The organism is Lentzea pudingi (assembly GCF_014646255.1).
In the GTDB taxonomy this organism is placed as follows: Bacteria; Actinomycetota; Actinomycetes; order Mycobacteriales; family Pseudonocardiaceae; genus Lentzea; species Lentzea pudingi.
This window is the reverse complement of sequence record NZ_BMNC01000017.1, coordinates 30,882-54,280: the sequence shown is the minus strand read 5'-3', so window position 1 is coordinate 54,280 and position 23,399 is coordinate 30,882. Positions and strand designations below refer to the sequence as shown.

22 protein-coding genes are annotated in these 23,399 nt (G+C 68.5%); 9 read left to right on the top strand and 13 right to left on the bottom strand.

Annotation, left to right across the window (positions count from 1 at the left end; genetic code table 11):
• Positions 1-6: 6 nt before the first annotated feature.
• On the bottom strand, positions 7-2,331 hold the full coding sequence (locus tag IEY88_RS36805; protein ID WP_189159543.1) for an immune inhibitor A domain-containing protein: 2,325 nt from the start codon (positions 2,329-2,331) through the stop codon (positions 7-9).
• 106 nt (positions 2,332-2,437) lie between these two features.
• A complete protein-coding gene (locus tag IEY88_RS36800) occupies positions 2,438-2,767 on the bottom strand; it encodes a TfoX/Sxy family protein (protein ID WP_189159542.1) in 330 nt (109 codons plus the stop codon).
• Between the two features lie 120 nt (positions 2,768-2,887).
• Here IEY88_RS36800 and IEY88_RS36795 point away from each other — a divergent pair, with 120 nt between their 5' ends.
• Positions 2,888-3,127: a YggT family protein gene (locus tag IEY88_RS36795; RefSeq protein ID WP_229694104.1), complete on the top strand. Its 240-nt coding sequence runs from the start codon at positions 2,888-2,890 to the stop codon at positions 3,125-3,127.
• Here IEY88_RS36795 and IEY88_RS36790 read toward each other — a convergent pair.
• Entirely contained in the window at positions 3,108-4,640 is a 1,533-nt protein-coding gene (locus IEY88_RS36790; RefSeq protein WP_189159540.1) for an FAD-binding oxidoreductase, read from the bottom strand. The genes IEY88_RS36795 and IEY88_RS36790 overlap by 20 nt on opposite strands.
• A gap of 94 nt (positions 4,641-4,734) precedes the next feature.
• Between IEY88_RS36790 and IEY88_RS36785 the strand changes: the two genes are divergently transcribed.
• Positions 4,735-5,115: a hypothetical protein gene (locus IEY88_RS36785; protein ID WP_189159539.1), complete on the top strand. Its 381-nt coding sequence runs from the start codon at positions 4,735-4,737 to the stop codon at positions 5,113-5,115.
• Between the two features lie 9 nt (positions 5,116-5,124).
• On the opposite strand, the gene IEY88_RS36780 is transcribed toward IEY88_RS36785, so the two are convergent.
• Both IEY88_RS36780 and IEY88_RS44610 read right to left on the bottom strand, forming a co-directional pair.
• On the bottom strand, positions 5,125-7,713 hold the full coding sequence (locus IEY88_RS36780; RefSeq protein ID WP_229694103.1) for a CHAT domain-containing protein: 2,589 nt from the start codon (positions 7,711-7,713) through the stop codon (positions 5,125-5,127).
• Positions 7,710-8,132, bottom strand: coding sequence for a hypothetical protein (locus tag IEY88_RS44610; protein ID WP_229694102.1), 423 nt, complete (start codon positions 8,130-8,132; stop codon positions 7,710-7,712). The genes IEY88_RS36780 and IEY88_RS44610 overlap by 4 nt, the downstream gene beginning before the upstream one ends.
• Between IEY88_RS44610 and IEY88_RS36775 the strand changes: the two genes are divergently transcribed.
• The 5 genes from IEY88_RS36775 to IEY88_RS36755 all read left to right on the top strand — a co-directional run bounded on the left by IEY88_RS36775 (position 8,094) and on the right by IEY88_RS36755 (position 12,814).
• A complete protein-coding gene (locus tag IEY88_RS36775; RefSeq protein ID WP_229694101.1) occupies positions 8,094-8,990 on the top strand; it encodes a S8 family peptidase in 897 nt (298 codons plus the stop codon). The two genes, IEY88_RS44610 and IEY88_RS36775, sit on opposite strands and share 39 nt — an antisense overlap.
• Before the next feature lie 54 nt (positions 8,991-9,044).
• The gene (locus IEY88_RS36770; RefSeq protein ID WP_189159537.1) at positions 9,045-9,662 is read left to right on the top strand and encodes an RNA polymerase sigma factor; all 618 of its coding nucleotides are present in this window, start codon (positions 9,045-9,047) and stop codon (positions 9,660-9,662) included.
• Positions 9,640-10,083: a hypothetical protein gene (locus tag IEY88_RS36765; protein ID WP_189159536.1), complete on the top strand. Its 444-nt coding sequence runs from the start codon at positions 9,640-9,642 to the stop codon at positions 10,081-10,083. The genes IEY88_RS36770 and IEY88_RS36765 overlap by 23 nt, the downstream gene beginning before the upstream one ends.
• A 98-nt stretch (positions 10,084-10,181) precedes the next feature.
• Positions 10,182-10,982, top strand: a complete 801-nt coding sequence (locus IEY88_RS36760; RefSeq protein ID WP_189159535.1) for an SAM-dependent methyltransferase — start codon at positions 10,182-10,184, stop codon at positions 10,980-10,982.
• Complete coding sequence (locus tag IEY88_RS36755; protein ID WP_189159534.1) at positions 10,982-12,814, top strand: diguanylate cyclase domain-containing protein; 1,833 nt, start codon at positions 10,982-10,984, stop codon at positions 12,812-12,814. The genes IEY88_RS36760 and IEY88_RS36755 overlap by 1 nt, the downstream gene beginning before the upstream one ends.
• A gap of 55 nt (positions 12,815-12,869) precedes the next feature.
• On the opposite strand, the gene IEY88_RS36750 is transcribed toward IEY88_RS36755, so the two are convergent.
• From IEY88_RS36750 to IEY88_RS36730, 5 genes are all read right to left on the bottom strand, one after another.
• Positions 12,870-13,340, bottom strand: a complete 471-nt coding sequence (locus tag IEY88_RS36750; protein ID WP_189159533.1) for a snapalysin family zinc-dependent metalloprotease — start codon at positions 13,338-13,340, stop codon at positions 12,870-12,872.
• Positions 13,341-13,708: 368 nt separating this feature from the next.
• Positions 13,709-14,305 (bottom strand): GTP-binding protein, encoded by a 597-nt coding sequence (locus tag IEY88_RS36745; protein WP_189159532.1) that lies wholly within the window; start codon positions 14,303-14,305, stop codon positions 13,709-13,711.
• A 16-nt stretch (positions 14,306-14,321) separates the two neighbouring features.
• Entirely contained in the window at positions 14,322-14,744 is a 423-nt protein-coding gene (locus IEY88_RS36740; RefSeq protein ID WP_030468876.1) for a roadblock/LC7 domain-containing protein, read from the bottom strand.
• Positions 14,741-17,527, bottom strand: coding sequence for a nitrate- and nitrite sensing domain-containing protein (locus tag IEY88_RS36735; RefSeq protein WP_229694100.1), 2,787 nt, complete (start codon positions 17,525-17,527; stop codon positions 14,741-14,743). Before IEY88_RS36735 ends, IEY88_RS36740 begins: the two co-directional genes overlap by 4 nt.
• A 218-nt stretch (positions 17,528-17,745) precedes the next feature.
• On the bottom strand, positions 17,746-18,741 hold the full coding sequence (locus IEY88_RS36730) for an ABC transporter substrate-binding protein (protein ID WP_229694099.1): 996 nt from the start codon (positions 18,739-18,741) through the stop codon (positions 17,746-17,748).
• Positions 18,742-18,939: 198 nt separating this feature from the next.
• Here IEY88_RS36730 and IEY88_RS36725 point away from each other — a divergent pair, with 198 nt between their 5' ends.
• The gene (locus IEY88_RS36725; protein WP_189159529.1) at positions 18,940-20,109 is read left to right on the top strand and encodes a 4-hydroxybenzoate 3-monooxygenase; all 1,170 of its coding nucleotides are present in this window, start codon (positions 18,940-18,942) and stop codon (positions 20,107-20,109) included.
• 176 nt (positions 20,110-20,285) lie between these two features.
• Positions 20,286-20,987: an IniB N-terminal domain-containing protein gene (locus IEY88_RS36720; protein ID WP_189159528.1), complete on the top strand. Its 702-nt coding sequence runs from the start codon at positions 20,286-20,288 to the stop codon at positions 20,985-20,987.
• Positions 20,988-21,144: 157 nt separating this feature from the next.
• Here IEY88_RS36720 and IEY88_RS36715 read toward each other — a convergent pair whose 3' ends face one another.
• From IEY88_RS36715 to IEY88_RS36705, 3 genes are read right to left on the bottom strand one after another with little or no spacing between them, the layout of a single operon-like run.
• A complete protein-coding gene (locus IEY88_RS36715) occupies positions 21,145-21,951 on the bottom strand; it encodes an ABC transporter ATP-binding protein (protein WP_189159527.1) in 807 nt (268 codons plus the stop codon).
• Complete coding sequence (locus tag IEY88_RS36710) at positions 21,935-22,702, bottom strand: ABC transporter permease (protein ID WP_229694098.1); 768 nt, start codon at positions 22,700-22,702, stop codon at positions 21,935-21,937. Before IEY88_RS36710 ends, IEY88_RS36715 begins: the two co-directional genes overlap by 17 nt.
• Entirely contained in the window at positions 22,699-23,277 is a 579-nt protein-coding gene (locus IEY88_RS36705) for an ABC transporter permease (protein ID WP_308426041.1), read from the bottom strand. Before IEY88_RS36705 ends, IEY88_RS36710 begins: the two co-directional genes overlap by 4 nt.
• Positions 23,278-23,399: the final 122 nt, after the last annotated feature.

Sequence of the window (23,399 nt, the reverse complement as noted above, 5' to 3'; positions counted from 1 at the left end):
TTCACGCTACTTCGTCTTGAACAACTTCACCGTCATCGACGTGCCCGACTGGCGGAGAACGCGAAGACCGACACCGGCGGCGGGCAGCTTCACGCCCGCGTTGGGCTGTTCGGCGAACCAGAACTGCTTCGTGTCGTCGAACGTCGGCTGGGCCGCGACACCGCGGACGTAGGACGCCTTGCCGTTGACGTGCAACGTGAAGGAGTCCGACTTCTGCAGCCCGAACGGCGCGTCGTACCCGCTGACGGACGGCGACCAGCGCTGTCCCTCCAGGTTGTAGAGCGGGGCCGGGTTCGCGTCGATCGGCAGGATCAGGCCCTCACCGGGGTGCTCGCTGACGTTGTTGTCGAGGAAGCTCGTGTTCCACAACGAGACGAGCAGGCCGTCCTGGTACGGGAAGTGCTCCACGAAGTCGGGCCTGTCCGGGAAGCTGTAGCGGTACGGGCCGGTCTTGTTGTACTTGCCGTACGACTCGTACGTGCGGTTCGACGCGATGTAGAACTGGTCGAACGTCTTCGTTTCCTTGCCCTCGGTCGTGCGGAAGCCACGCGTGGTCCACACCCCGGCGGTCTCGCCGCCGTCCGTCAGCACCGGCGCGCCGTCGGCGGTCACGGTGATCTGGTCGGCGAAGAAGCCCTGCAGCGCAAGGGCTCCGTCGGTGCGGTAGGCGAAGCGCAGCTTGGTGTTCTTGCCGGCGTACGCGTCGAGCGACACGTTCACGTCGATCCACTGGTTGTCCGACGAACTGCTGATCGCGGGCGAGTCGCCGGAGTCGCGGGCGAACGGCTGACCGCCTGCGGTGCCGTCGAGCTGCGTCCAGCTGCCGTCCTCGTTGGACGCTTCGACGTAGAGGTAGTCGTAGTCGGCCTCGATGTCGAATCGGGCCTTCAGCGTGAGCGACGCGCTGGTCTTGCCGCGCAGGTCCAGCGGGGCCGTCATGGAGTGGTCGAGGTCGTTGCCCTTCTCGCTCCACCACATCTTCGTGCCCGCGAACGGGGCGCCGTAGTCGAAGTTCTTCGAGATGTCCGGCAGCACGACGACGAGTCCCTGCGCCTTGGCGCTGTTGTACTCGTGCGGGCCGAGGTCGAAGACGCGTTCCTGCCCGGCGACGGCGACCTCGTAGTCGAGCCAGCCGAGTTGCAGCTTGTCCCACGCGGAGAACTCGTTGGCGCGCTCACCGGGAGCCTCGCCGGGCGCGTTGACCCGGTTCTGCGCCATGATCGACCACCAGTTGACGCCGTTCGAACCGCCGTTGGTGTCGTAGTGGTCCGGCAGGCCGAGGTCGTGGCCGTACTCGTGCGCGAAGACGCTCACGCCGCCGTTCTCGGGCTGCACGGTGTAGTCGCCGACCCACAGGCCGGTGTCTCCGATCTGCGCACCGCCGAGCTTGTTGGTGCCAGGACCGGTCGTGTAGTTCTTGTACGCGTAACCGCGGTGGCTCCAGAGCGCGTCCTCACCCTGCAACGGGTCGCCGTCGGCCTGGTCACCACCGGCGTGCACGATCTGGAAGTGGTCGATGTAGCCGTCGGCCTCGTTGAAGTCGCCGTCGGAGTCGTAGTCGTAGCGGTCCCACTGGTCGTACTCGGCCAGCGTCGCCTTGATCTGCTCGGTGGTCCTGCCCGCGGCCTTCTGGTCGGCCACCCACTGCGTGACGGCGTCCTTGATGAGCTCACGCGAGTTGTTGCAGATGTTGTCGTTGCACGGGTAGCCGTTGCTCCGGCCGTAGCGCGCCTCGTTGTACTTGACCTTCACCCAGTCCGTGACGAGGCCGTTGACCGTGTACCGGCCACTCGACTGCTTGTCGTAGAAGTTCGCGACGGAGTTGGCGTCCTTCTTGCGGCTGAAGTAGAGGTCCTGGAAGTACTTCTGGCTGAAGTCCTGGCGCCAGATCGTCGTGTTGTCGACGGCCCGGTCCGGCTCCGGGATCTCGTTGTGCGCGGGCCCGTCGAACCGCTGCGGCCCCGGCGTCGTGGGACTGGTGTCCTGGTCGGGGAAGTCGGGGTGCCGCTCGTCGCCGAACTCCGTGAGGATCACGAAGATCTTGTCGGTCTTCTCCCGCTTCAACTCGACGTACTGGTCCTTGTCCTTCTTCTTGCCGACCTTCGCGACGGTGCTGGTCCCCCGCTTCTCGGTCGACTTGTGACCGGACAGCACGTCGGCGAGCGCCTGCTGCTTCAACGCGCGGCGCTTGACCTCGAGCTCGTGCGGCTGCTCGTCGGACTGCCGCGTCTCCTGCTTCTCGGGCTGCGCGGGCGGCGTCGCGGTGGCCGGCGTGACCATGCCCGCCGTGATGAGCGCGAGCGCCGCTGCTCCCGCCAGAACTCTTCGCACTTGTCGTTCCCCTCCTCGGAAATACCGGGGGGACGCTACGTACGGGAGTGGAGCGACGGCACGTCCGAAGGTCGGGAGAAAAGGGACATGCGCTGCGGGCCGCAGCTCACTTCGGCGGCAGCGCTTCCACGAACTCGCGGCACCGCGCGATCCAGTCCTCCAGCGCCTCGTCCTCCGAGATCGCCTCCCCGCCGACCACCACCCAGCCGTTCATCGGCCGGCCGGTGAAGTCGAAGACGCGGGCGCCCGGCTGGGCCAGCGCGTCGGCCTGCGCCTCTGGGCCGACGCGCGCTATCAGGTCGGAGCCCAGCACTCCTACCAGCATGTTTCCCCGCCACAGGAACACCAGGCTGCCGAACATCTTCTTCGTGCTCAGGTCCGGGAGGTCGCCCAGCGACTCTCCCAGGCGGTGGGCCAGGCCCTCGTCGTACGCCATGCGCTGAATGTTGTCTCAGCGAGTTGCCAGGCGCCTCTCAGTTTCATGTGGCTTCATGGACGTACAGGACATACGAGGAGGCCCATCTTGTTCGGCTTGGTCGGATGGATCGTCGGTTGGGTGTTGACGCTGTTCATCCTCGTGATGATCGGCCGGATGATCGTGGACTGGGCGGTCACGCTGCAGGCACGGGGCGAGTGGGTGTGGAAGGTGCGCCGGGTGACGCACGGTGTCACCGAGCCCGTGCTGGCACCGGTGCGCAAGGTGCTGCCGCCGGTGCGGTTCGGCGGGTTCGGGCTGGACCTGGCGTTCACCGTGGTGTTCATCGCGGCGCTGATCCTCAGGTCGATCGTGTGGTGAGGACGCCGGGGTTGAGCAGGCCCTGAGGGTCCAGCGCGGACTTGGCACCGGCCAGGGCCGCGCCGAAGACGTCCGGGCGTTGCCGCGTGTACCAGGGCATGTGGTCGCGGCCGACGGAGTGGTGGTGCGTGATCGTGCCGCCCGACGAGATCAGCGCCTCGGAGACCGCGGCCTTGATCTCGTCCCACTGCGCGGTGAGGCTGCCCCAGCGGCCCGGCGCGTAGATGCCGTAGTAGGGCGCGGGGCCGTCCGGGTAGACGTGGGTGAAGCGGCACGTGACGATGCCGATGCCGCACACCTCCCGCAACGCGGTGGTCGCCGCTTCCGTCACCGCCGCGTGCAGTGCGGGGAAGCGGTCCCACGTGCAGGCCGTCTCGAACGTCTCGGTGATCATCGCGTGCTGGGCCATCGCGTCGCGCTGGTAGGGCATGCGCAGGAACGACTTCCGCCACTGCCGCGCCGCCCCCTCGACGACCTCGCCGTCACCGCACAGTTCCAGCGCACGGGCGAGCAGCGCGTCGACGGGGTGGTCGGCGGACTCGAACGCCAGCACCAGCACGGAACTGGGCGACCCCGCGTTGAGGAACGCCTCCGCCGGGTCGAGCAGCCGGCAGTTCGCCGGGTGCAGCCCGGACTGCGCGATCGACCGCGTCGCCTCGACCGCCCGCTCCCACGACGCGAACCGCACCGACGCGCCCGCCCGGTGCACCGGCGGCGACTGCAGCCGCATCCACGCCTCGGTGATCACGCCCAGGGTGCCCTCGGAGCCCAGGAAGAGCCGGTCCGGCGACGGTCCCGCACCCGACCCCGGCAACCGCCGCGACTCGCTGATCCCTTGCGGCGTCACGACCCTGAGCGACTCCGTCAGGTCGTCGACGTGCGTGTAGAGCGTGGCGTAGTGGCCGCCGGCGCGGGTGGCGAGCCAGCCGCCGAGCGTCGAGAACTCGAACGACTGCGGGAAGTGCCGCAGCGTCAGCCCGTGCGGCTTGAGCTGGGCTTCGAGCAACGGCCCGAGCACGCCCGCCTGAACCCGCGCGGCACGACTCGTCGGATCGACCTCCAGCACCTGGTCCAGGTGCTGGAGGTCCAGCGTCACCACCCGGTCCAGGTCACGCGGCTCCACTCCCCCGACGACGGAAGTGCCGCCACCGAACGGAATCACCGCCACGTCGTGCGACGCACACCAGTCGAGCACGTCGACGACGTCCTGCTCCGTGCGAGGCCGGGCCACGGCGTCCGGCACCTGCCCGACCTCGCCCGCGAGGTTGCGGGTGACGTCGCGGTAGGCCTGGCCGCGGGCGTGACTCAGCCGGTCGATCGGATCGGTCGAGAAGATCTCGGTGGGCTCGATGCGCGACGCGGGCACATCGAGCGCGGCGGGATCGGGCGGCTCGTGGAACGTCAGGTCCGCGTCGGGCAGCACGGCCCGGACCCGCTCGACCAGCGCACGGCGTTCCTCCGGGGTGACGGCGTCCTCGACGGTGCCCCAGCCCCACCACGACCTCGTTGTCATGGCGAGCAACCATAAGCGAAACGCGCAAGTTCTGGAATGGCTTGAGTACATCTACTCGCGCGCTCAGGGTTTTCGCGCCGATAGCGTTGCTTCCATGAAGCCTGGGGGCATCGTGGTGTGGACCGCCGGCACGCTGGTGGCGGGAACGGTGGCGTACTTCATCTGGCTGCCGGAAGGCGACTGGCGCACGGACCAAGCAGCCGAAGACGCCGTGCACTGCCTCACCGGAAGCCAGGACACCGGGACGCACAACGAAGTCTGCGGCGCCGAGATCGTGAGAAACGTGACCTTGAAGACCAGCCCGAACGAGCCGTACGACCCGCACCGGCCCAACCGGCGGCTGATCGTCCGCATCCACCTCGACGAGCTGACTGCCGGCTTCAGCTACGACCCGGCTGTCACCGCCTGCTACCGCTACCACTTCGGCGACCACGGCCTCGTCGGCCGTCCCAGCCGCATGGACTGCCCGGAATGAGCTGAAGGCCTAACCCGCGCCGAAGCACACGAACCCGACGGCGGCGGCGTAAGCAGCGTCGTCGGCCGCAGCCCGTTGCACGGCGGCGAGAGCTTCCGCCGGAGCCATCCCGGCAGCGAGCTTCTGGTGCAGCTCCACCATCACCGGAGCCGTGCCGTCGGTCGGCACCGGCACCACGGGCGCGATCAACGTCCGGGTGCCCAGCCCCAGCAGCGCCGCCGTGAACCCCATCAACTCGTCCCCAGGGCGCACGGCGGACTGACCGGTGTCACACGCAGACAGCACGACCCGCGTGGGCGGGCGGCGCAGGCGTTCGATGTCGTAGACGGTCAACGGGCCGTCGGCCAGTTCCAGGGCCGAGAACAGCGGGTTGTCGATGCGGAACGAGCCGTGCGCGGCGATGTGGGCGAGCGCGGCACCGTCCATTGCGGACGCCACGGCGCTCACGGTCGCCTCGGAGCCGACCAGGACGCGGCCCGGCACGTGCGCGCTGATGGCCTTGATCTCGGCGGGGGCGGCGGCCATCCGCGGGCCGGCCGCCAGCACGGCTTCACCCTGAGCATCGGGAACCGAGGTGGCGCGCAGCCAGACCGAGGCGGACGGGGCGACGGTCACCTGGCGGTTCAGCACCGCCCACGGCAGGCCGTTCAGGGCGCCGGTCGGCACGACCACCAGCGGGCGGCCGTCGATGCGAGAGGCCAGCGGGTCGAGCAGGCGGCGGGCCAGCAGGGCGGCGGCGTGCGAGGCCGACGAGCGGGCCACGGCCAGGTTCGGCAGCTGCGGGGGCAGGGTCACCAGGCGGTGCAGGGCGAAGCGGAGCAGGCGGATCTCGCGGACCACGCCCTCCACCGGGCCCAGTGAGTGCAGCGAGGATCGGCCACCGGCCAGGACGACGGCCATCAGCACGCCGTCGTACTCCACGAACTCGATCAGCGCCGACGAGCCCAGGGCCGACACCAGTGACGCGACCGGCGGCGGTTTGAAGACGGAGACCTCACCCGACGTCAGCCTCGTCAGGTCCCGGACGCGCTGCTCGGCGCGGACCAGCTTGACGCGCAGCGAGCCAGCGGGTTTTCCCGCCAGCAAGGCGGATTCGACGTCGGCGGACACCGCGCGCAACGACGCCAGCGCGTCTTCGAGGCGTGGGTCGTCCGGCGGCGACACGGACTTCATCCTCAGGGCGCCGGCACGCCAGCTCTCGGTCCACGACAGCACCCGCGCGGCGTTGCCCGACGCCACGGCCAGTCGCAGGCCCTCCAGCGCGAGGGCCTGGCCCTGCACGCCCGCCGACGCCCGCAGCTCCGCCGCGCCCAGCGACACGCGGTACTCCTCCAGCAGCCCGATCCCCCGCCGCAACGCCGACGAGGTCCCCCGCACGTCGCCGGAGAGCTTGCGGCGCAACGCTTCGGCGTACCAGCCGCGCACGCGCAGACCGGCCGGGCCGCGCAACCGGGCCGAGGCGGCGACCGAGAGCTCCGCGACGGCACGGGCGCGGTGGCCCAGGTCGGCGGCGACCAGGCCCGCGTCGATGCGGGCCTCCAGCGCGGGCAGCCGCCAGTCCATCGCGTCCAGCTCCGCGGCCACGCGCGACAACGCGAGCCGCAACGGGCGGGAGCGGTCGCCGCGCAGCACGGCCGCGTGCAGCTCCAGGAAACGCGCGCCGGCCGCCCAGAGCAGGCGTTGCTCGCGGCGGAACCGGCGGCGCGCCTCGGCGGCGAAGCCGTGCGCCGCAGATGGGTCGTCGTCCAGAAGGGCGATGCGAGCGCGGAAGTACAGGGCCTCCGACACGCCCAGCGGGTTCTTCAACGCCTTCAGCTCGATGATCGCGCGGTCGGCGGCGGCACGGGCCTCGTCCAGCAGCGGCACCGAGACGAGCAGTTCCAGGCGGTTCACCAGCAGCACCGGGCGCATCACGTCGAGGCGGCGGTAGACCTCCTCCGCCTTGTCGAACAGCGTCAGCGCGGCGGGCACGTCACCGCCGCGAGTCGCCATGATGCCGCCGTTCCAGTGCACGTCGGCGACACCGAGTTCCTGACCCAATTCACCCAGAAGAGACGCCGCCAGCGAGAAGTCCGCCGACGCCTCACGCATGTTCCCCACGTACGCGCGCACGAGGCCGCGGTTGTTGAGAGCGCGCGCCTCGACCAGCTGGTCTCCCACGCGCCGGGCCCCGGCGATGGCCGCGGTGTAGTCGCGCTGCGCGTCGTCGTAGCGGGTCAGGTAGTGGAAGACGACGCCGCGCTGCATCAGCGCCGCCACCGAGTCCGCGCCGGTCAGCGACGGCATGGCGTCGTCCAGCAGCGTCAGCGCGGCCTTCTGCTTGCCCGTGTAGGCGAGCACCCACGCGAGGCTCATCTGGGCCAGCGCGGTCAGCCGGGGCAGCGCGGCCTCGGACGCGATCCTGATCGAGCGGCGCAGGTGCCGGGCCGCTCCGGGGAAGTCGTGCATCTCCCGCAGCGCGAGGCCGATCGCGCGCTCGGCGATGGACCATTCCGCACGATCTTCCGTCGTGCGGAGCACAGCGCGGGCCATCTCCACGGCCGCGCGCGGGTTGCGCTGCCTGGCCTCCAGCGCGTCCTCCGCACAAAAGTCGGTCACGGCAACACTTTATCCGCTGTGGTAGCTTGATCAAGCTCGGTCGGGGTGCCCGTCAACGCTGCTTTAGTGAGGCCGTGGTGTCGAAAACGCCAGAAAGCGCGGAGCTTTACCAAAGAGCTTTCCTGCAGCTCATCGCCGAGGACAAGACCATCAGCTTCCACGCCGAACGCGGGCGTGAATTCCTTTATCGTCCCGGGCAGTTGCTCGTCGGAGCCGAGGACCAACAACGGGTCGTCGAAAAGCTCCGGGAAAACAACATCATCGCCCGCCCCGGCGAGGGATTCGCCGGATTGGCGCGATTGACGCTGCCAGACAACGCGGAGGACATTCCCCGCATTGTCCGCTTGTTGCGCGACCAGCGGAACTGGCCGAACGAGCGCGTGCCGCTCGTGCAGCCGCACCACGTGGTCGTCGGTCACGGCGGCCTCGTCATGGGCAACCCGGGCGACCGGCCCCACCCCACCGACCCGATCTCCGCGCCGAAGTTCGACGAGCGCCTCAAGGACGTCCGCGTCGGCATCATCGACACGGGCATCTCGCAGGGCGCCGACAGCGAGCACTCCGACTGGTTCGACGGCCGCTACGCCAAGGAGGCCGACGACGTCGACCCGGCCTACGCGAGCGGCGACAACTTCGCGCTGCAGGGCGGGCACGGCACGTTCGTCGCGGGCGTCATCCAGAACGCGGCCCCCGGCGTCACCTTCGACCCGGAGGCGGGCCTCGACCCGAACGGCTTCGGCGACGAGGAACGGATCTGCCGCAAGATCACCGAGCTGGGCCGCAAGAAGATCAACCTGCTCAACCTGTCGCTCGGCTGCTTCACCGCGGACGACGTGGCCTCCGAACCGCTGCGGCGCACGATCGAGGCGCTGCCCGACGACATCGTCGTGGTGGCCTCGGCGGGCAACCAGGGCACGCAGCGGCCGAGCTGGCCCGCGGCGCTGTGCGGGGTCACCGCCGTCGCCGCCGCCCAGCAGGAGCGGGACGGCTCGATCGGCCCCGCCTTCTACTCGAACTTCGGCCACTGGGTCGACGCCTGCGCGATCGGCAACCGCGCCTCGACCTACCTCAAGGGCGAGTGGCAGCTGCCCGGCGAGGCCTCGGCCACGCCGTTCGCGCTGTGGGCGTACTGGTACGGCACGTCCTTCGCGGCTCCTCTGGTCACCGGCCGGATCGCCGCGACGATGGTCTCGGAGGGCATCGACGCACGTCAGGCGCGTGACAAGCTGCTGACAGGCGCGGAGTTCCACCCCGGCTACGGAATTTTCGTCAAATAGTTGTATCTGCGAGGCAACCTCGGCCTCCGCCAGTTGTGACCGCAAGGAGTCGACGTGACCTCTGCATCCCCGATCGCCGCGCTCGTGAGCGCGGCGGCCGAGGGCGATCAGTCGGCGTGGAACGAGATCGTCGACCGTTACACGCCGCTGGTGGTGTCGGTGATCTACAAACACCGGCTGCGCCCTTCGGATGCGGCCGACGTGAACCAGACGCTGTGGCTTCGGCTCGTGGAGCAGATCGGACGACTGCGCGAGCCGGAGGCGCTGCCGGGCTGGATCATGACGACCACCCGCAACGAGTGCCTGCGCGTGCTGCGCGTGCAGCAGCGGACGCACCTCTACGACCCGCTGTCCGAGTCCGACGCGCTGGAGTCGGAGCAGGTGGACGCGGACGTGGAGGCGGACCTGCTGGCCGTGGAGCGGCGGCAGGCGTTGCGCGACGGGTTCGCGGAGCTCACGGACCAGTGCAAGCGGTTGCTGCGGAAGCTGATGGCGGACCCGCCGCCGAGCTACCAGGTCGTGAGCGAAGAGCTCGCGATGCCAGTGGGCAGCATCGGCCCGACGCGGATCCGTTGCCTGGAGAAACTGCGGAAGACCCCCGCGATCTCGGCGTTCCTGGGGTCTCCGGTGAAGAGAGGAGGTGTGCTGGGTGCGGCACGACTGGGACAGTGACGAAGTACTGCTCGACGCCTTGCGCGACGCGTTGAGCACACCTCAGGACGACGTTCCGCCGGAGTTCGTGGAGGCCGCGAAGGCCGCGTTCACCTGGCGGACCATCGACGAGGAGCTGCTGCTCATCACGTCGTACGACTCGGTGCTGGACGACACGCTGTTCGCCCGTGCGCGGTCGACGGCGACGGCGCGGCAGCTGGTGTTCGACGCCGAGGGCGTGATGTTGCAGGTCGAGGTGTCGGCGGCGGGGGTCACCGGCCAGCTGATGCCGGCGTCCGGTTCGGTCACGCTGGTGACGCCGACCGGCGACCACGAGACCGCGGCGGTCGACGAACTGGGGATGTTCGTGATGGGGGTCGCGCCACGAGGACCGGTGAAGTTCCGGTTCGCAAGTGGTTGCACCGATTGGTTCATCCTCTGACTCTCATTCGCGTGACACAGCAATTCCCTCGTTCGGCCTACAACCTCGGCCAGTAGGGTTGTCGGCGCTCGGAATTCGCATCGCGAGAGGTGTGTGCTGTGGTCGATCGAGTCAGCTGGGTTCCGGAAGGTGTCAACGTCGACGTCCCGAGTTCCGCCCGGATCTACGACTACCTGCTCGGCGGCGGGCACAACTTCGAGGCGGACCGGGCGACGGCGGAAGCGCTGATCAAGGTTCTCCCGGTGCGGGGCATGGCGCGGCTCAACCGCGCCTACCTGCGCCGCGCGGTGCTGGAACTGGCCGGCCTCGGGATCCGGCAGTTCCTCGACCTGGGTTCGGGCATCCCGACCGTCGGCAACGTCCACGAGGTGGCGCACGAGGTCGACCGCGAGTCGAAGGTCGTGTACGTCGACTTCGAGCCCGTCGCGATCACGCACGCCGAGCTGATGCTGGCGGACGAGCCGAACGTGACAGCGCTGCTGGCCGACCTGCGCGAGCCGGAGAAGGTCGTGGCGCAGGCCGCGAAGCACCTCGACTTCTCCCAGCCGGTCGGGCTTCTCGTCGTCGGTGTCCTGCAGTTCATCCCGGACTCGGACGACCCGTGGGGCGTGTTGTCCCGGTACGTCGACTCGCTCGCGTCCGGGTCGTACCTGGCGCTGTCGCACTTCACGGCGGACAGCATGCCGGCGGCCATGGCGGCCGGTAGGGAGATCTTCGCGAAGACCGCGGAGCCGATCACGCCGCGCACCAAGGCCCAGGTCGCGGACATGCTGGCGGGCACGGAGGTCGTGGAGCCCGGCATCGTGTTCACGCCGCAGTGGCGGCCGGAGACCCCCGAGGACGTCGGCGCCGAACCGTCGAAGGCGAACCTCTACGCCGCGGTCGGTCGCAAGCCCTGATGTCCCCCTCGCCCCTCGCACAGCGCTGGGCGGCTGTTCTGATCGAGAGCGCGTACTCGCCGATGTCCCGGCGGAAGCTGACGCAGCACCTCGAGGAGCACGCCGCCCGGCTGCGTGCCGGGCAGGCGGCGGTGGCCATCGGCGAATGGCTGGTGCGCAAGCGTTTCACCGGTCCCGACTCGTTGCGGCGCACGCTGGAGGTGCTCGGGCCGGAGTTCTCGCCCGAGGTGCTCGGCGCGCTTGCGTCCGGGTACGTGCGGGCGACCCGCGACCAGTTGTTCGCCGAGCAGGAGAAGGTCAAGAACTCGCTGCTGAAGGCGGTCGAGGACGCGCGGCGCGACCTGCACGACAGCGAGGCCCGGTTCGCCCAGGTGTTCGCGACGACGGCGGTCGGCATCGCGATCTTCGACCTGCACGGCACGGTCGTCGAGGCGAACGAGGCGCTGGCCGCCATCCTCGGCCACGAGGAGATGCCGAAGGAGCTCTTCACCGAGCCGGACGCGATCGCGCTGGCCGCGGCCTGCCACCGGATGGCAGCGTCCTCTGTGGACACCGACCGGCGCGAGTGGGAACTGGCCCGCGGCAACGGGGACACGGTGTGGGCGAACGTCGTGCTGTCCGTGCTGCGCGGCGCGGACGGGCTGCCGAAGTTCCACGTCGCGCTGATCGAGGACGTCACCGAGCAGCGCATGCTGCAGGAGTGGCTGCGGCACCAGTCGCTGACGGACCTGCTGACCGGACTGCCGAACCGGGCGTCGTTCACCGACAAGCTGGAATCCGCGCTCGCGAGCGGCGAGCCGTACACGCTGGGATACCTCGACGTCGACAGCCTCACGATCGTCAACGACGGCCTCGGGTACGCGGCGGGCGACGCGGTGCTGGTCGAGGTGGCCCGCCGGCTGCGGCTCGCGCTGCCGGACGCGGTGGTGGCGCGGGTCGGCGGTGACGAGTTCGTCGTGCTGATCCACGGCTCACCCGACGTGGCGGCGCTGGCGGCGATGATCGACGAGGAACTGTCGGAGCCGGTGTACCTGCAGGGCGCGGGCGTCGCGGTGTCGACGTCGATCGGTTTCGTGCACACCTCCGGCCCCGGCGTGGATCCCACGACCGTGCTGCGGCGCGCGCATTCGACGTTGCGCAGAGCCGAGGCGGGCGGCAAGAGGCAGTGGGGCATCTACGACCACGAGGCCGACGCCGCCGACCGCACCCGGTTCGCGCGGATCGCCGCGATGCCCGGCGCCTTCGAGAACGGCGAGATCACCGTGGAGTACGCGCCGGTGTCGTGGATCTCGGGCACCCTCGCCTTCGTGGAGGCGTCCCTGCGCTGGGGCACCACCCGGCACGACGACGTCGTCGCCTACGCGGACGCCCTAGGCCTGGCCTCGCGGCTGGGACAGCTGGTGTTGCAGGACGCGTGCGCACGCGGCGAGCCGGTGCTGATCCGGCTGTCCCGGGACCAGTCGCGGGACCCGGACCTGACGGCGCACGTGCGGTCGACGTTGCGGGCCAGTTCGTTCCCGGCCTCGCCGCTGTTCCTGGCACTGGACGTCCGGTCGATGCCGGACGGCGAGGAGAACCTCGAGGTGCTGCACGACATGGGCGTGCACGTGCTGCTGCACGAGTTCGGCGGCGGGTTCGCCGGCCTGTCCACTGTGGACCGCAGTCCGGTGTGGGGCGTCCGGCTGGCACGACCGCCGTCGGAACGCCTGGCGCGCCAGGGCCTGGCGCTGATGGTGCCGTTGCTGCGGTCGGCCGGCGTGCACGTGATCGGCGGGCCGGGCGACCCGGACGAGCTCCAGGCGCTCGGTGTCGACCTGGTGGTGACGCGGTGAGCGGTTGTGGCCGTCAGGGAGACCACAACCGCTCGTCAGCCGTTCAGGCAGCCGTTCAGGCGGCGTCCTCGAACGTCGTGGCCTTGACCGTCACCATCGTGCGGAAGTTCGCCTCGACCTCGGCCTTCTCCCTGGCGTTCGGGTTGGGGTTCTTGCACGACGTGCCGGCGCTGGCGCCGGACATCAGGTCGGTGCACAGGCCGGTCCTGCGGTCGGGCAGGCCGAGCAGGTGGCCGAACTCGTGGGACGAGATGCGCACGGTGTCGTGGCCCTCGTTGACCGCCTGGCGACCCATGACCCACCGGCCGCGGCCGAGGCTCGTCACGTAGGCCCGGGGCCACTGGTTGTCCACGCTCACCGTCACGTTCGCAGCGCCGGTCACCTTGCGGAACTGCACGTTCACCACGCTGGCGTTCCAGATCTGCGCGCCCCTGTCGATCGCCGCCTGGAACTCGCCGGTGTTGCTCGAGTTGTAGGTGACGATGCGGGGCGCGGCCTCCGCGGTGCCGATGAGACCGACCGACATGGCGACGACACTGGCTGCCACACCGATTGTTTTGCGCAGGGACACAGGAATCTCCTCGCAATGCAGGGTAATTGCACCCCGACTGTATCGCCGAGCCGTTGGCGCACAAGAAGAGTCAAGTGTGAAGCAGCGCTGGCACGATCAAGAGCCTTCGTAGGTGATCGACCCGCCCACACCCTCCGACGTGCGGCGCGGGGAGGGGAAACGTGCCCTACTACTGGATTTCCGGCGACGACCGGCCACGGACAGGCCGCCGCCAGATGGGCGAATAACTGTTCACACGCGACTGGTTCTGATGGACCGGAAGGCCGAACGCGAAAAGGGCCGGCGCACAAGGCGCCGGCCCCGTCTTCCGCGGGAGCGAAACTCTAGGCGAACGAAGGCTGGCGCAACGCGTGCTCCACCAACGCGATCAGGATCTGCTTCGTCGACTGCCGGTTCCGCGCGTCGCACGGGATGATCGGCACCGCCGAGCTGATCGTCAGCGCGTCCCTGATCTCCTCGGCCCGGTGGTGCATGAGGCCGTCGAAGCAGTTCACCGCGATCACGTACGGCAGGTCCCGGTCCTCGAAGAAGTCGATGGGCGCGAACGCCTCGTCGATCCTGCGGGTGTCGACCATGACCACGGCACCGATGGCGCCGCGGACCAGGTCGTCCCACATGAACCAGAACCGGTGCTGACCGGGCGTGCCGAACAGGTACAGGATCAGGTCCTTGTCCAGCGACACGCGGCCGAAGTCCATGGCCACCGTGGTGGTCACCTTGTCCGGCACGTGCGACAGATCGTCGACGCCCACCGATGCCTGGGTCATCACGGCCTCGGTCGTCAGCGGGGTGATCTCCGAGACCGACCCCACGAACGTCGTCTTGCCGACACCGAATCCGCCCGCGACGACGATCTTCGACGACATCACGCTCAGGTCCGCCCCAGGTGACCCCGGACGACCCGGAGCACCGTTGCTCATGGGAACTTCTCTCTACTCAGGCTCGCATGGAGACGTGCAGCTGGGCTCTGATCTCCGGCGTCAGCTGGAGACCGACCCGTTCCACCAGCCGGGTCATCGCGTAACCGATGAGGCCGATGTCGCAGTTGGGCGCGGCGAGCACGGCGAGGCAGGACCCGTCGCTGATGGACATCAGGAAAAGATAGCCGCGTTCCATCTCGACGACGGTCTGTTTGACCTCACCGGCCTCGAAGCAGCGCGCCGCCCCGAGGTTCAGCGAGACCAGACCGGACGAGACGGCGGCGAGCTGCTCGGCGCGGTCGTGCGGGAGCCGGTCCGACGATGCGAGCAACAGGCCGTCCGCGGAGACGACGATCGCGTGCGCGACACCGGCCACCCTGCTGACGAAGTCCTCGACCAGCCAGCTGAAGTTGTCCAGTTCCTCAGTCGCGGTGGTCACTGGCGTTCCCTTTCTGCGATCACGGGGATGCCTCCGACGGCGGAGTCGAAGAGCGACTCACGGCCCATCTGGACACCCTTCTGGTACGTGGCGAACCGCTGGCGCAACCGGTCGGCCGACCGGCCGGGGATGGCGGCTGCGGTCGCCAGCTGGGGGGCCGGCGACGACGGCTTCGGCAGCGAACCGGGAACCAGGCGCGCCTTCGGGACGCGCTTGGGCAGACCGTTCTCCGTGGTCGTCGCGGGAGCGCCCTTGTCCTCCAGCGCACCTGCGGCCTTCCAGCCCTCGTCCGCCGCTCCCCAGTCGGACTCGGCGTAGTCGGCGACCGCGCGCGGCACCGCCGCCGGTGCCTCGATCTTCACGGTTTCCGCCGAACGCTGCCGCTTGGGCAGGCCGTTCACGGTGGCGGGCTCCGCGTCGTCCGCTTCCTCCTCGTGCGAGGCGGCGGCGCGTTCCGGCTCCGCTGACGGAACGCCCCTCATGGACGGTTCGGGTGCCGAGGGGGTCTGGAACCACCTCGACAGGTCGTCGTGCGAGATCAACGGCTCGTCGACGATCGCGGGGAAGATCTCCGTGGCGGGATCGGCCGGGCGTTCGACGGGCGGCTCGTAGGAGTACCCGTCCTCGGCGGCGTCCTCCGAGGCCTCGATCCGCGCGGTGAACAGGCCGTCGGTCGACGTCTGCTCGATGCGGTGCCGCCCGGAGTTGTCGTCCGCGGTGGCGGGCCCCGGCACGACGAGCGGGTGCTCTGGCGTCCACTTCGGCACACCGGACAGGGCCTCGCCCGTGCTGGTGGTCTCGGTCGTGGACGGCGCCGGTGCGGCGGGCAACGGCAGAGCGGGCGCGGCTCCCTTGTGCAGCAAGGAGACCGGCAGGATCACCTGTGCGGTGACACCACCCTCTATGTCGTCGTTGTTCCCGAGCGTCACGCGGATCTCGTGGCGCTTCGCGAGCTGACCGACCACGTACAGGCCCATCTCGCGGGCCACGGAGACGTCGACCTCCGGCGGCTCGGCGAGCTTCGCGTTGAACTCGACGACGTCGTTCTCCTGCATGCCGACACCGCGGTCGTGGATGCGGATCGCGACCTCGCCCTTGCGGGTCTCTATCGTTCGCACCGTGACCTTGGTGGTGGGCTTGGAGAACGCCGTGGCGTTGTCCAGCAGCTCGGCCACGAGGTGCGCGAGGTCGTTGACCACGCGGCCCTGCACCATGAGCTCCGGCGTCGGCGCGATCTGGACGCGCGCGTACTTCTCCACCTCGGACACGGCGGCACCGAGCACCTCGGCGATCGCGACCGGGCGGGTGACCCGGCGGTTGACCGTCGTGCCGGAGAGCACCAGCAGGTTCTCGCTGTTGCGGCGCATCTGCGTGGCGAGGTGGTCGAGCTCGAACAGCGACGCCAGGTGGTCCGGGTCCTGCTCGTCCTGCTCGAGCCGGTCGATCACGCTGATCTGCCGCTCCACCAACGCCTGTGAACGCCGCGACAGGTTGATGAACATGTCGTTGACGTTCGCGCGCAGTGCCACCTGCTCGACGGCGAGGCGGACCGCTTCGCGCTGCACGAGGTCGAACGCCCGCGCGACCTGACCGACCTCCTCGGTCGTGTTGATCGGCACCGGGACGATCGCCTCCTCGGCGGCACGTTCCGGCTCGCGGTGCGAACGGATTCGCTTGATCGCCTCGGGCAGCTGGTTGCGGGCCACGTCGATCGCGCTGCGACGCAGCAGTCGCAGCGGCCGCAGCATGGACTGCGCGACCATCGCCATGAGACCGAACGCGATCAGCAGCGAGATCGCGACCAGCGCCGCGTCACGCCACGCGGAACCGCGCGCCTCGGAAGCGAGGCGGGTGGTCGTCGCGTCGGCCTGACCCTCCAGGTCGACCGCGATCCGGCGAACCAGGCCCGCGGTGTCCTCACCGATCTTGAGGACCTCGGCGTCCGTGATGGACACCGGCTTGCCGGCCGCGTCCTGCGCGAGCGCGAGCTTCACGAGCCGGTTGCGACCGTCCACGGACGCACCGGACACGACGTCCTGGAACTTCTGCCGGTTCGCCGCCGACGCCACGTCGTTGAACTCCGTGAACGCCGCGTCCAGACGAGACTGCGCGGCACGCAGCTCGTCCGCCGCACCGGGAGCGAAGTTCCGGCGCAGCGCGGTGGACGTCAGGATCGCGTTCTGCTGGCCGAGCTGTTCCTGGGCGCTGTAGAGCGCCTGCGCGGCGGTCGCCAGCGGAACGATCTCCGGCTCGCTGAGGCTCGAGATCGCAGCGCGGTGCACCTGCGTGAGCGACGCGATGACCTGGTTGTACGCGCTGACCACCGCGACGTCGGGGTACTTGGTGCTCAGCACGGTGATGCGCAAGCTCGCCAGTCCGTCGAGGGACTGCAGCGACTTGGTGAAAGCTTCCTGCAGGGGCGCGCTCAAGGCCGTGGCCGTCGCACCCGAATCCCGATACTTGCCCAGTTCCGTGTCGGTCAGGCCGTTGCGGGCGGCGTGCTCGGGGCACGCGTTCTGCCGGCCGGCGGCCACACACTGGACTGCCCAGTCACGTTCGACCTGTAGAGCGTTCTCCACCTTCGCGGCCTGGTGGCTCACGGCGAGCTCGCGCTGGACGCTGTCGAAGAGTTCGACGTCGTCGAGCTGGGTGTTCAGCCGCAGGCCCGCGAGAGTCGCGGTGCTCAGGGCCGGAACTAGCAACACCACTGCGAGCTTGCTCCGCAACCGCCAGTTGCGTAGGCGGAACCGGTCGATGCCTCGCTGGTCCTCACGACCGCGCACCGTCAACACTCCCCGCCCGTTTAATAGCTGCAAACCTGGTGGATCTTGGAGTAAAACGCGCTGTTCTCATACCGCCGTTCGGACGACAAAACAGTGGTTCGAGAATCAACAACTCAGAGCTGCGCGGCTAAACGGCCCTCGCGCGATAATTCATCTGGAGGAAACGATCGCGCGGGCGACCGCGATCACGGCCTGATCACAGCCACCCGCGCTGTTCGTCAACTACCGGAGGGCTGGATGAGCATCGGCTTGACGTCGAGCTCCTTGTCCAGCATCTGGTACCGCTGCATCAGCTGGACGACGCGCTGCAGGCGCGTCGCGTCGAGCGTCGTCGGGAAGGCGCCGAAGTGGACAAGACCTGCGGTTTCCTTGTCGACCTTGGCGTACTCGACGAGCAGCGGCTCGACCGTCGCACGGTCGGTGGCGTCCGCCTGGCCCTTGGCCATCGCGCGCTGGAAGGCGGCGACGGTCTTGGGGTTCGCCTTGGCGAAGGCGCCGGTGGTGGCGTAGCCCGCGATCGGGATGTTGTCGGTCGGGCCGGACGCGGCGTCCAGCACCTTGATCTGACCGGCGGCACGCTGGGCGCGGGTGATGAACGGCTCGACCATGAAGGCGGCGTCAACGGTCTTGTTCGCGACCGCGGCCTGCATGTCCGGGAACGGCATCTCCTTGAACTTGACCGAGTTCACGTCCACGTTCGCGGCCTCGAGCGTGGCCTTCGCGGTGAGCTCCGCGATGTTCTTGAACGTGTTGATCGCGATGGTCTTGCCGGCGAGGTCGGCAGGACTCTTGATGGCCGAGTCACCGGCGGCCAAGATCAGGAACATGTCGGGTTTGGCCTGGTAGCCGTCGGAGATCAGCTTGATTCCGTCGACCGCCTTGGCGGCGTCCTTCGATTGGGCGGCGAAGAACGAGACCCAGTTGCCGAACGTGAAGTCCAGCTCCTTGCTGACCAAACCGGGGATTGCCGCGGCTCCACCCTGGATGACCTTCAGGTCGACCTCGAGGCCTTCGGCCTTGAAGTAACCCTTCTTGATCGCCACGTGGACGGAGGCCACGTCGAGGATCGGGAGGACCCCCAGGCTGATCTTGGCCTTCTCGACCGGACCGCTGCTGTTCGCATCGGCCGGAGGGGCTTGCTCTTTGCCGCCGAGCGCACCACAGCTCGCCACGGTGGCGAGCAGCGTGGCAAGGGCGATGCCACGGATGGCCATACGGCGGACTCTTCGAGTCATCGGGAGCACTCTCCTGTCGGAGCGGTGTCGTCGTTGCGGGGAATGATCGCGACGGTCAACCACTCAGAGTAATGACGCTGCTCCAAAAGACCCCAGTTGACCGACACGAGCAGGTTCCAGTCCACTACCTGCGGTGAGCATCTAAGCACAGCAGGTCTAGGGCTAGGAGAATCCCAGTTGAAGCGCTCCGTGACCGTTGTCGGCGCCGGTCCGGCCGGTCTGACCTTGGCAAACTTGATCCAGCAGTCAGGCATCGACTGCATCGTGATCGAAAAAGCTAGTCGATCCCAAGTGGAAACACGGCCACGGGCAGGAGTCCTGGAGCACCGCTCCGTGACCATGTTGGAGTCACTCGGTCTGGCAGATCGTTTGCTGATGGAAGCAGACCGTCACGGAACGTGTGAATTCCGCGTGAGCGGCAAGGCGTTCCAGGTGTCGTACAGCGACCTCTACGGGGGCCGCGAACACTTCGTGTACCCCCAGCAGGAAGTCGTCAAGGACCTCATCGGGGGATTTCTGGACAGCGGAGGTGACATCCGGTTCGAGGTCAGCGACGTGGAGTTGCGCGACCTGACGTCGTCGAGCCCCTCGGTGGCCTTCACCAGCGCAGACGGCACCCGCGAGACCATCACCAGCGACTTCGTGGCGGGATGTGACGGATTCCACGGCGTGAGCCGGACCTCCATTCCCGAAGGGGCGTTGCAGGAATTCACGCACCACCACGGGATCGAGTGGCTGACGATTCTCGCCGAAGCCCCGCCGTCGACTAAAGCCACCATTTACGCGCTGCAGGACGACGGTTTCGCCGGACACATGTTGCGCTCCGCGACAGTGTCCCGGTTCTATTTGCAGGTGCCGGTCGGAACAAAGCCCTCGGATTGGTCCGACGAACAGGTCTGGGAGGCGCTGCACAAGCGCTTCGCACTACATGAATCTTCATGGACCTTGACCGAGGGAAAGATCATCGAGAAGCGCGTGCTCGACATGCGCAGCCATGTGGTCGAACCGATGTCCTACGGCCGGTTGTACCTCCTGGGTGACGCAGCACACATCATCACCCCGGTCGGCGCCAAGGGCATGAACCTCGCCATGAACGACGCCGCAACGTTCGGACGTGCGCTTATCGACTTCTACGGCACCGGATCCGAGACCGGCCTCAAGACCTACTCGGAGGACTGCCTGCGTCGCATCTGGCGGGCACAGGAATTTTCCCAGTGGATGGTGAACATGATCCACACCGACGTGAGCTCCCCGTTCTTCGGACGGTTGGCCCAGGCGAGGCTGGAGCACCTGGCGGAGTCCCCCGCCTACCGGGCCACGTTCGCGGAGAACTACGTCGGTCCGTGAAGGGAAAAAATCAGCCCTGGAGGGTGAATACCCGGTACCCCTAACGGGTGACCCTGTTCCCCTAGGGGCCTCCGCACGTCACAATCTGGGGCCAACTCCCGATGCTGGGGGGTGTCGTTCATCCATACGGTTCATCCCGACACCCCCCGTTTCCCGCATCAGGAGCTTGAGTTCCCATGGGCACCCAGCAGACGCTGCACGACTTCACCCTCGACCTGCTCGGCGACCTGGACGCCCGCGAGGCGTTCCAGCTCGACCCGGAGGGCACCCTCGAGGCCGCCGGTCTGGGTGACATCTCCCCGGTCGACGTCCACGAGATCCTGCCCCTGGTGCTCGACAGCGCGTCCGTCGTGAAGGTCGACGCGCTCGACCAGGTGCTGGCGGAGGCGGGCGACATCACCGCCGTCGACAGCCTCAAGCTCATCACGGGCAACCTGGACGGCGTCAGCGGCATCGCCGACATCGCCTCCCCGTCCGCCATCACCGCGCTGGTCAAGGACTTCGACGGCATCGGCGACGTGACCGGCACCCTCGACGCGGTCAACGCCGACGAGGTCGTCACCAAGGTCACCGACGTCGCGAACGTGACCGACGTGGCGGACGTGCACGGCGTCACCGACGTGCTGGTCAAGGACCTCGACACGGACGTGCTCGTGAAGGACGTCGTGGACACCGACGTGCTGGTCAAGAACGTCGTCAGCGACGTGGACGTCAAGGACGTCCTGGACGTCAGCGACAACGTCGTGCAGGACGTCGCCGAGGTCGGCGACGTGCACACCGACCTCGGCCAGGTCATCGACGACGTGAAGATCGGCGACATCGACCTGCTGCACGACGGCATCGGCAACAACAACGGCGACGTGGACATCCACCTCTGAGCCGTGCCAGGACAAGGGAACCGGGGGCTGAGCGCTCTGCCCCCGAGCGCGGGCGCCCGTCTCCCCCTCGCAGTGCCCACACCCTCCTGCGGGCACTGAGAACGCAACTGAGCCCCGGACCGCTGCGGTCCGGGGCTCAGTTGCGTTCGAACGACCGTCAGGACGAGGTGGACACGGTCTCGCTCAGCGATTCCCGTTCCGCCGCGGCCCACTTCTCGACGTCGAGCGTCTGCTTGCCACCGACGTTCAGCAACCGCGCCACCTTGGACCGCAGTGCCACGAACGCCTCGTCGGTGCGCGTGGTCACCTGGTCGCGCTCGGCGGGCAGCGGCACCTCGAGGTCCGCCACCAGCTTGGCGGGCGAACCGGAGAGCACCAGGATGCGGTCACCCAGGTACACCGACTCGTCGATGTCGTGCGTGACCACGAGAACCGTCGTGTCGTGCTCGCGGCGCACGCGCAGCAACAGGTCCTCCAGCTCGAACCGCGTCTGCGCGTCCACGGACGCGAACGGCTCGTCCATCAACAGCAACGCCGGCCGGTACGCCAGCGCGCGGGCGATCGCCACACGCTGTTGCATGCCACCGGAAAGCTGCCACGGCCGCTTCTTCGCGGCAGCGCCGAGGCCCACCCACTCCAGTGCCTCGGCGGCACGCACGCGGCGCTCCGCACGCGGCAGGGAGCGCAGCGGGAACTCCACGTTGCCCTGCACCGTGAGCCACGGGAACAGCGAACGCTGGTAGTCCTGGAACACCACCGCGAGGTGGGAACCCTTGAGGGACACGTCGCCGCGGGAGGGCTCGATGAGTCCCGAGATCGTGCGCAGCAGTGTGGACTTGCCGCAGCCGGAGGGTCCGACCACGCACACCAACTCTCCGGCGCGCACGGTGAACGTGAGACCGCCGATGGCCTCGTAGTCGCCGTAGGTGTGGCCTAGGTCGGCCACCTCAAGCATGTTGCTCATCCCTGCTCCTTGGTTGCCAAGCCAGAGCTCTGCGTTCCACCGCCAGAAGCACGGTGTTGAGTCCGTAGCCGAGCACGCCCAACAGGACGATGCCGGCCCACATGCGCGTGTAGTCGAACTCGCGTTGCGCCACCATGAGCTGCGAGCCGATGCCGTTGTCCGTGCCCACGAGCTCGGAGATGACCATCAGCACCAGGGAGAGGGAGAGCGACACCCGCAGCCCCGCGAAGATCTTCGGGGAGGCGGCGGGCAGCACGACGCCCAGAATCCACTGGTGACGCGGGATCCGGAAAACTGCGGAGGTGTCCACTTTGGTCACGTCGACGGAACGGGCACCGTCCACGGTGTTCAGCAGTACCGGCCAGATCACGCCGAAGACGATCGTCGCGAGCTGCATCGAGGTCCCGCCCCGGAACAGCAGCAGGAACACCGGCACCAGCGCGGGCGGCGGGATCGAGCGCATGAACACCAGCAGCGGTCCCGCGTACTCCATCGCCCGGTCGGAGCGGCCGAGCAGCAGGCCCAGCGAGATGCCGATGACGGCCGCGATCGCCCAGCCCGACAGCAGCCGGCCGATCGACGGCAGGATGTGCCCGGTGACGTTCTCCGGTTCGAGGACCCACCACTCCCAGGCCGCCGTCAGGATGTCGGACGGCGGTGGGAAGAACGGGTCCTCGGCCAGCATCCCGGCGACCTGCCACACGACGACGAGACCGGCGAACACGGTCCACCGTTGGAGGAACTTGTTCACCAGGCCACCCAACGCCGGCGGACGCGCTCGAGGCCGTTGTTCAGCAGGACGCCGATCACGCCCGCGACCACGGTGCCGACCAGCACCTGGTCCATCCGGCCGGGCCCGCTGCGGGCCTCCATGATGAAGTAGCCGAGCCCGATCTGGGCCCCGGCCATGAGCTCCACGCTCACCATCACGATCAGCGCGGTGGTCGCCGCGAGCCTGATTCCGGTGAGGACGAACGGCAACGCGCTCGGCAACGCCACCCGGAACAGCACACCGACGCGTCCGGTGCCGAAAACCCGTGACGTCTCAACGAGCAGCGGGTCCAGTTCGTCGAGCGCGTAAATGGTGTTGAACAAGATCGGCCACAGTGCCGCGTAGACCGCGAGCGTGATCTTCGTTTCCGGACCGAAGCCCAGCACCACGAGCGCGAGCGGAATCAGTGCCACAGAAGGGATCGGGCGCAGGAACTCGATGACCGCCCGAGTGGCGTGGCGTACGGCAGGGACGCTGCCGAGGACCAGTCCACTCGGCACCGCGATGGCGATGGCGATGGCGATCGCGATCAACACCGCCAAAACCGTTGCCACGACATGACTGAGGAACTCTGGAGAAGTCAACTGCGTCACGAGCTCACCGAACACTGCGGACGGTGGCGGAAGCGCGTGTGCAGGTATGAGGGGTGAGCGCCCTAGTAGCTCCCAGAGCGCGA

Excerpts from the sequence above, each read along its gene's own strand:
- IEY88_RS36750 (WP_189159533.1), bottom strand. The coding sequence starts at position 13,340 with ATGTCGGTCGGTCTCATCGGCACCGCGGAGGCCGCGCCCCGCATCGTC.
- IEY88_RS36730 (WP_229694099.1), bottom strand. The coding sequence starts at position 18,741 with ATGGCCATCCGTGGCATCGCCCTTGCCACGCTGCTCGCCACCGTGGCG.
- IEY88_RS36790 (WP_189159540.1), bottom strand. The coding sequence starts at position 4,640 with ATGACAACGAGGTCGTGGTGGGGCTGGGGCACCGTCGAGGACGCCGTC.
- IEY88_RS36800 (WP_189159542.1), bottom strand. The coding sequence starts at position 2,767 with ATGGCGTACGACGAGGGCCTGGCCCACCGCCTGGGAGAGTCGCTGGGC.
- IEY88_RS36745 (WP_189159532.1), bottom strand. The coding sequence starts at position 14,305 with ATGAGCAACGGTGCTCCGGGTCGTCCGGGGTCACCTGGGGCGGACCTG.
- IEY88_RS36715 (WP_189159527.1), bottom strand. The coding sequence starts at position 21,951 with ATGAGCAACATGCTTGAGGTGGCCGACCTAGGCCACACCTACGGCGAC.
- IEY88_RS36785 (WP_189159539.1), top strand. The coding sequence starts at position 4,735 with ATGAAGCCTGGGGGCATCGTGGTGTGGACCGCCGGCACGCTGGTGGCG.
- IEY88_RS36755 (WP_189159534.1), top strand. The coding sequence starts at position 10,982 with ATGTCCCCCTCGCCCCTCGCACAGCGCTGGGCGGCTGTTCTGATCGAG.
- IEY88_RS36720 (WP_189159528.1), top strand. The coding sequence starts at position 20,286 with ATGGGCACCCAGCAGACGCTGCACGACTTCACCCTCGACCTGCTCGGC.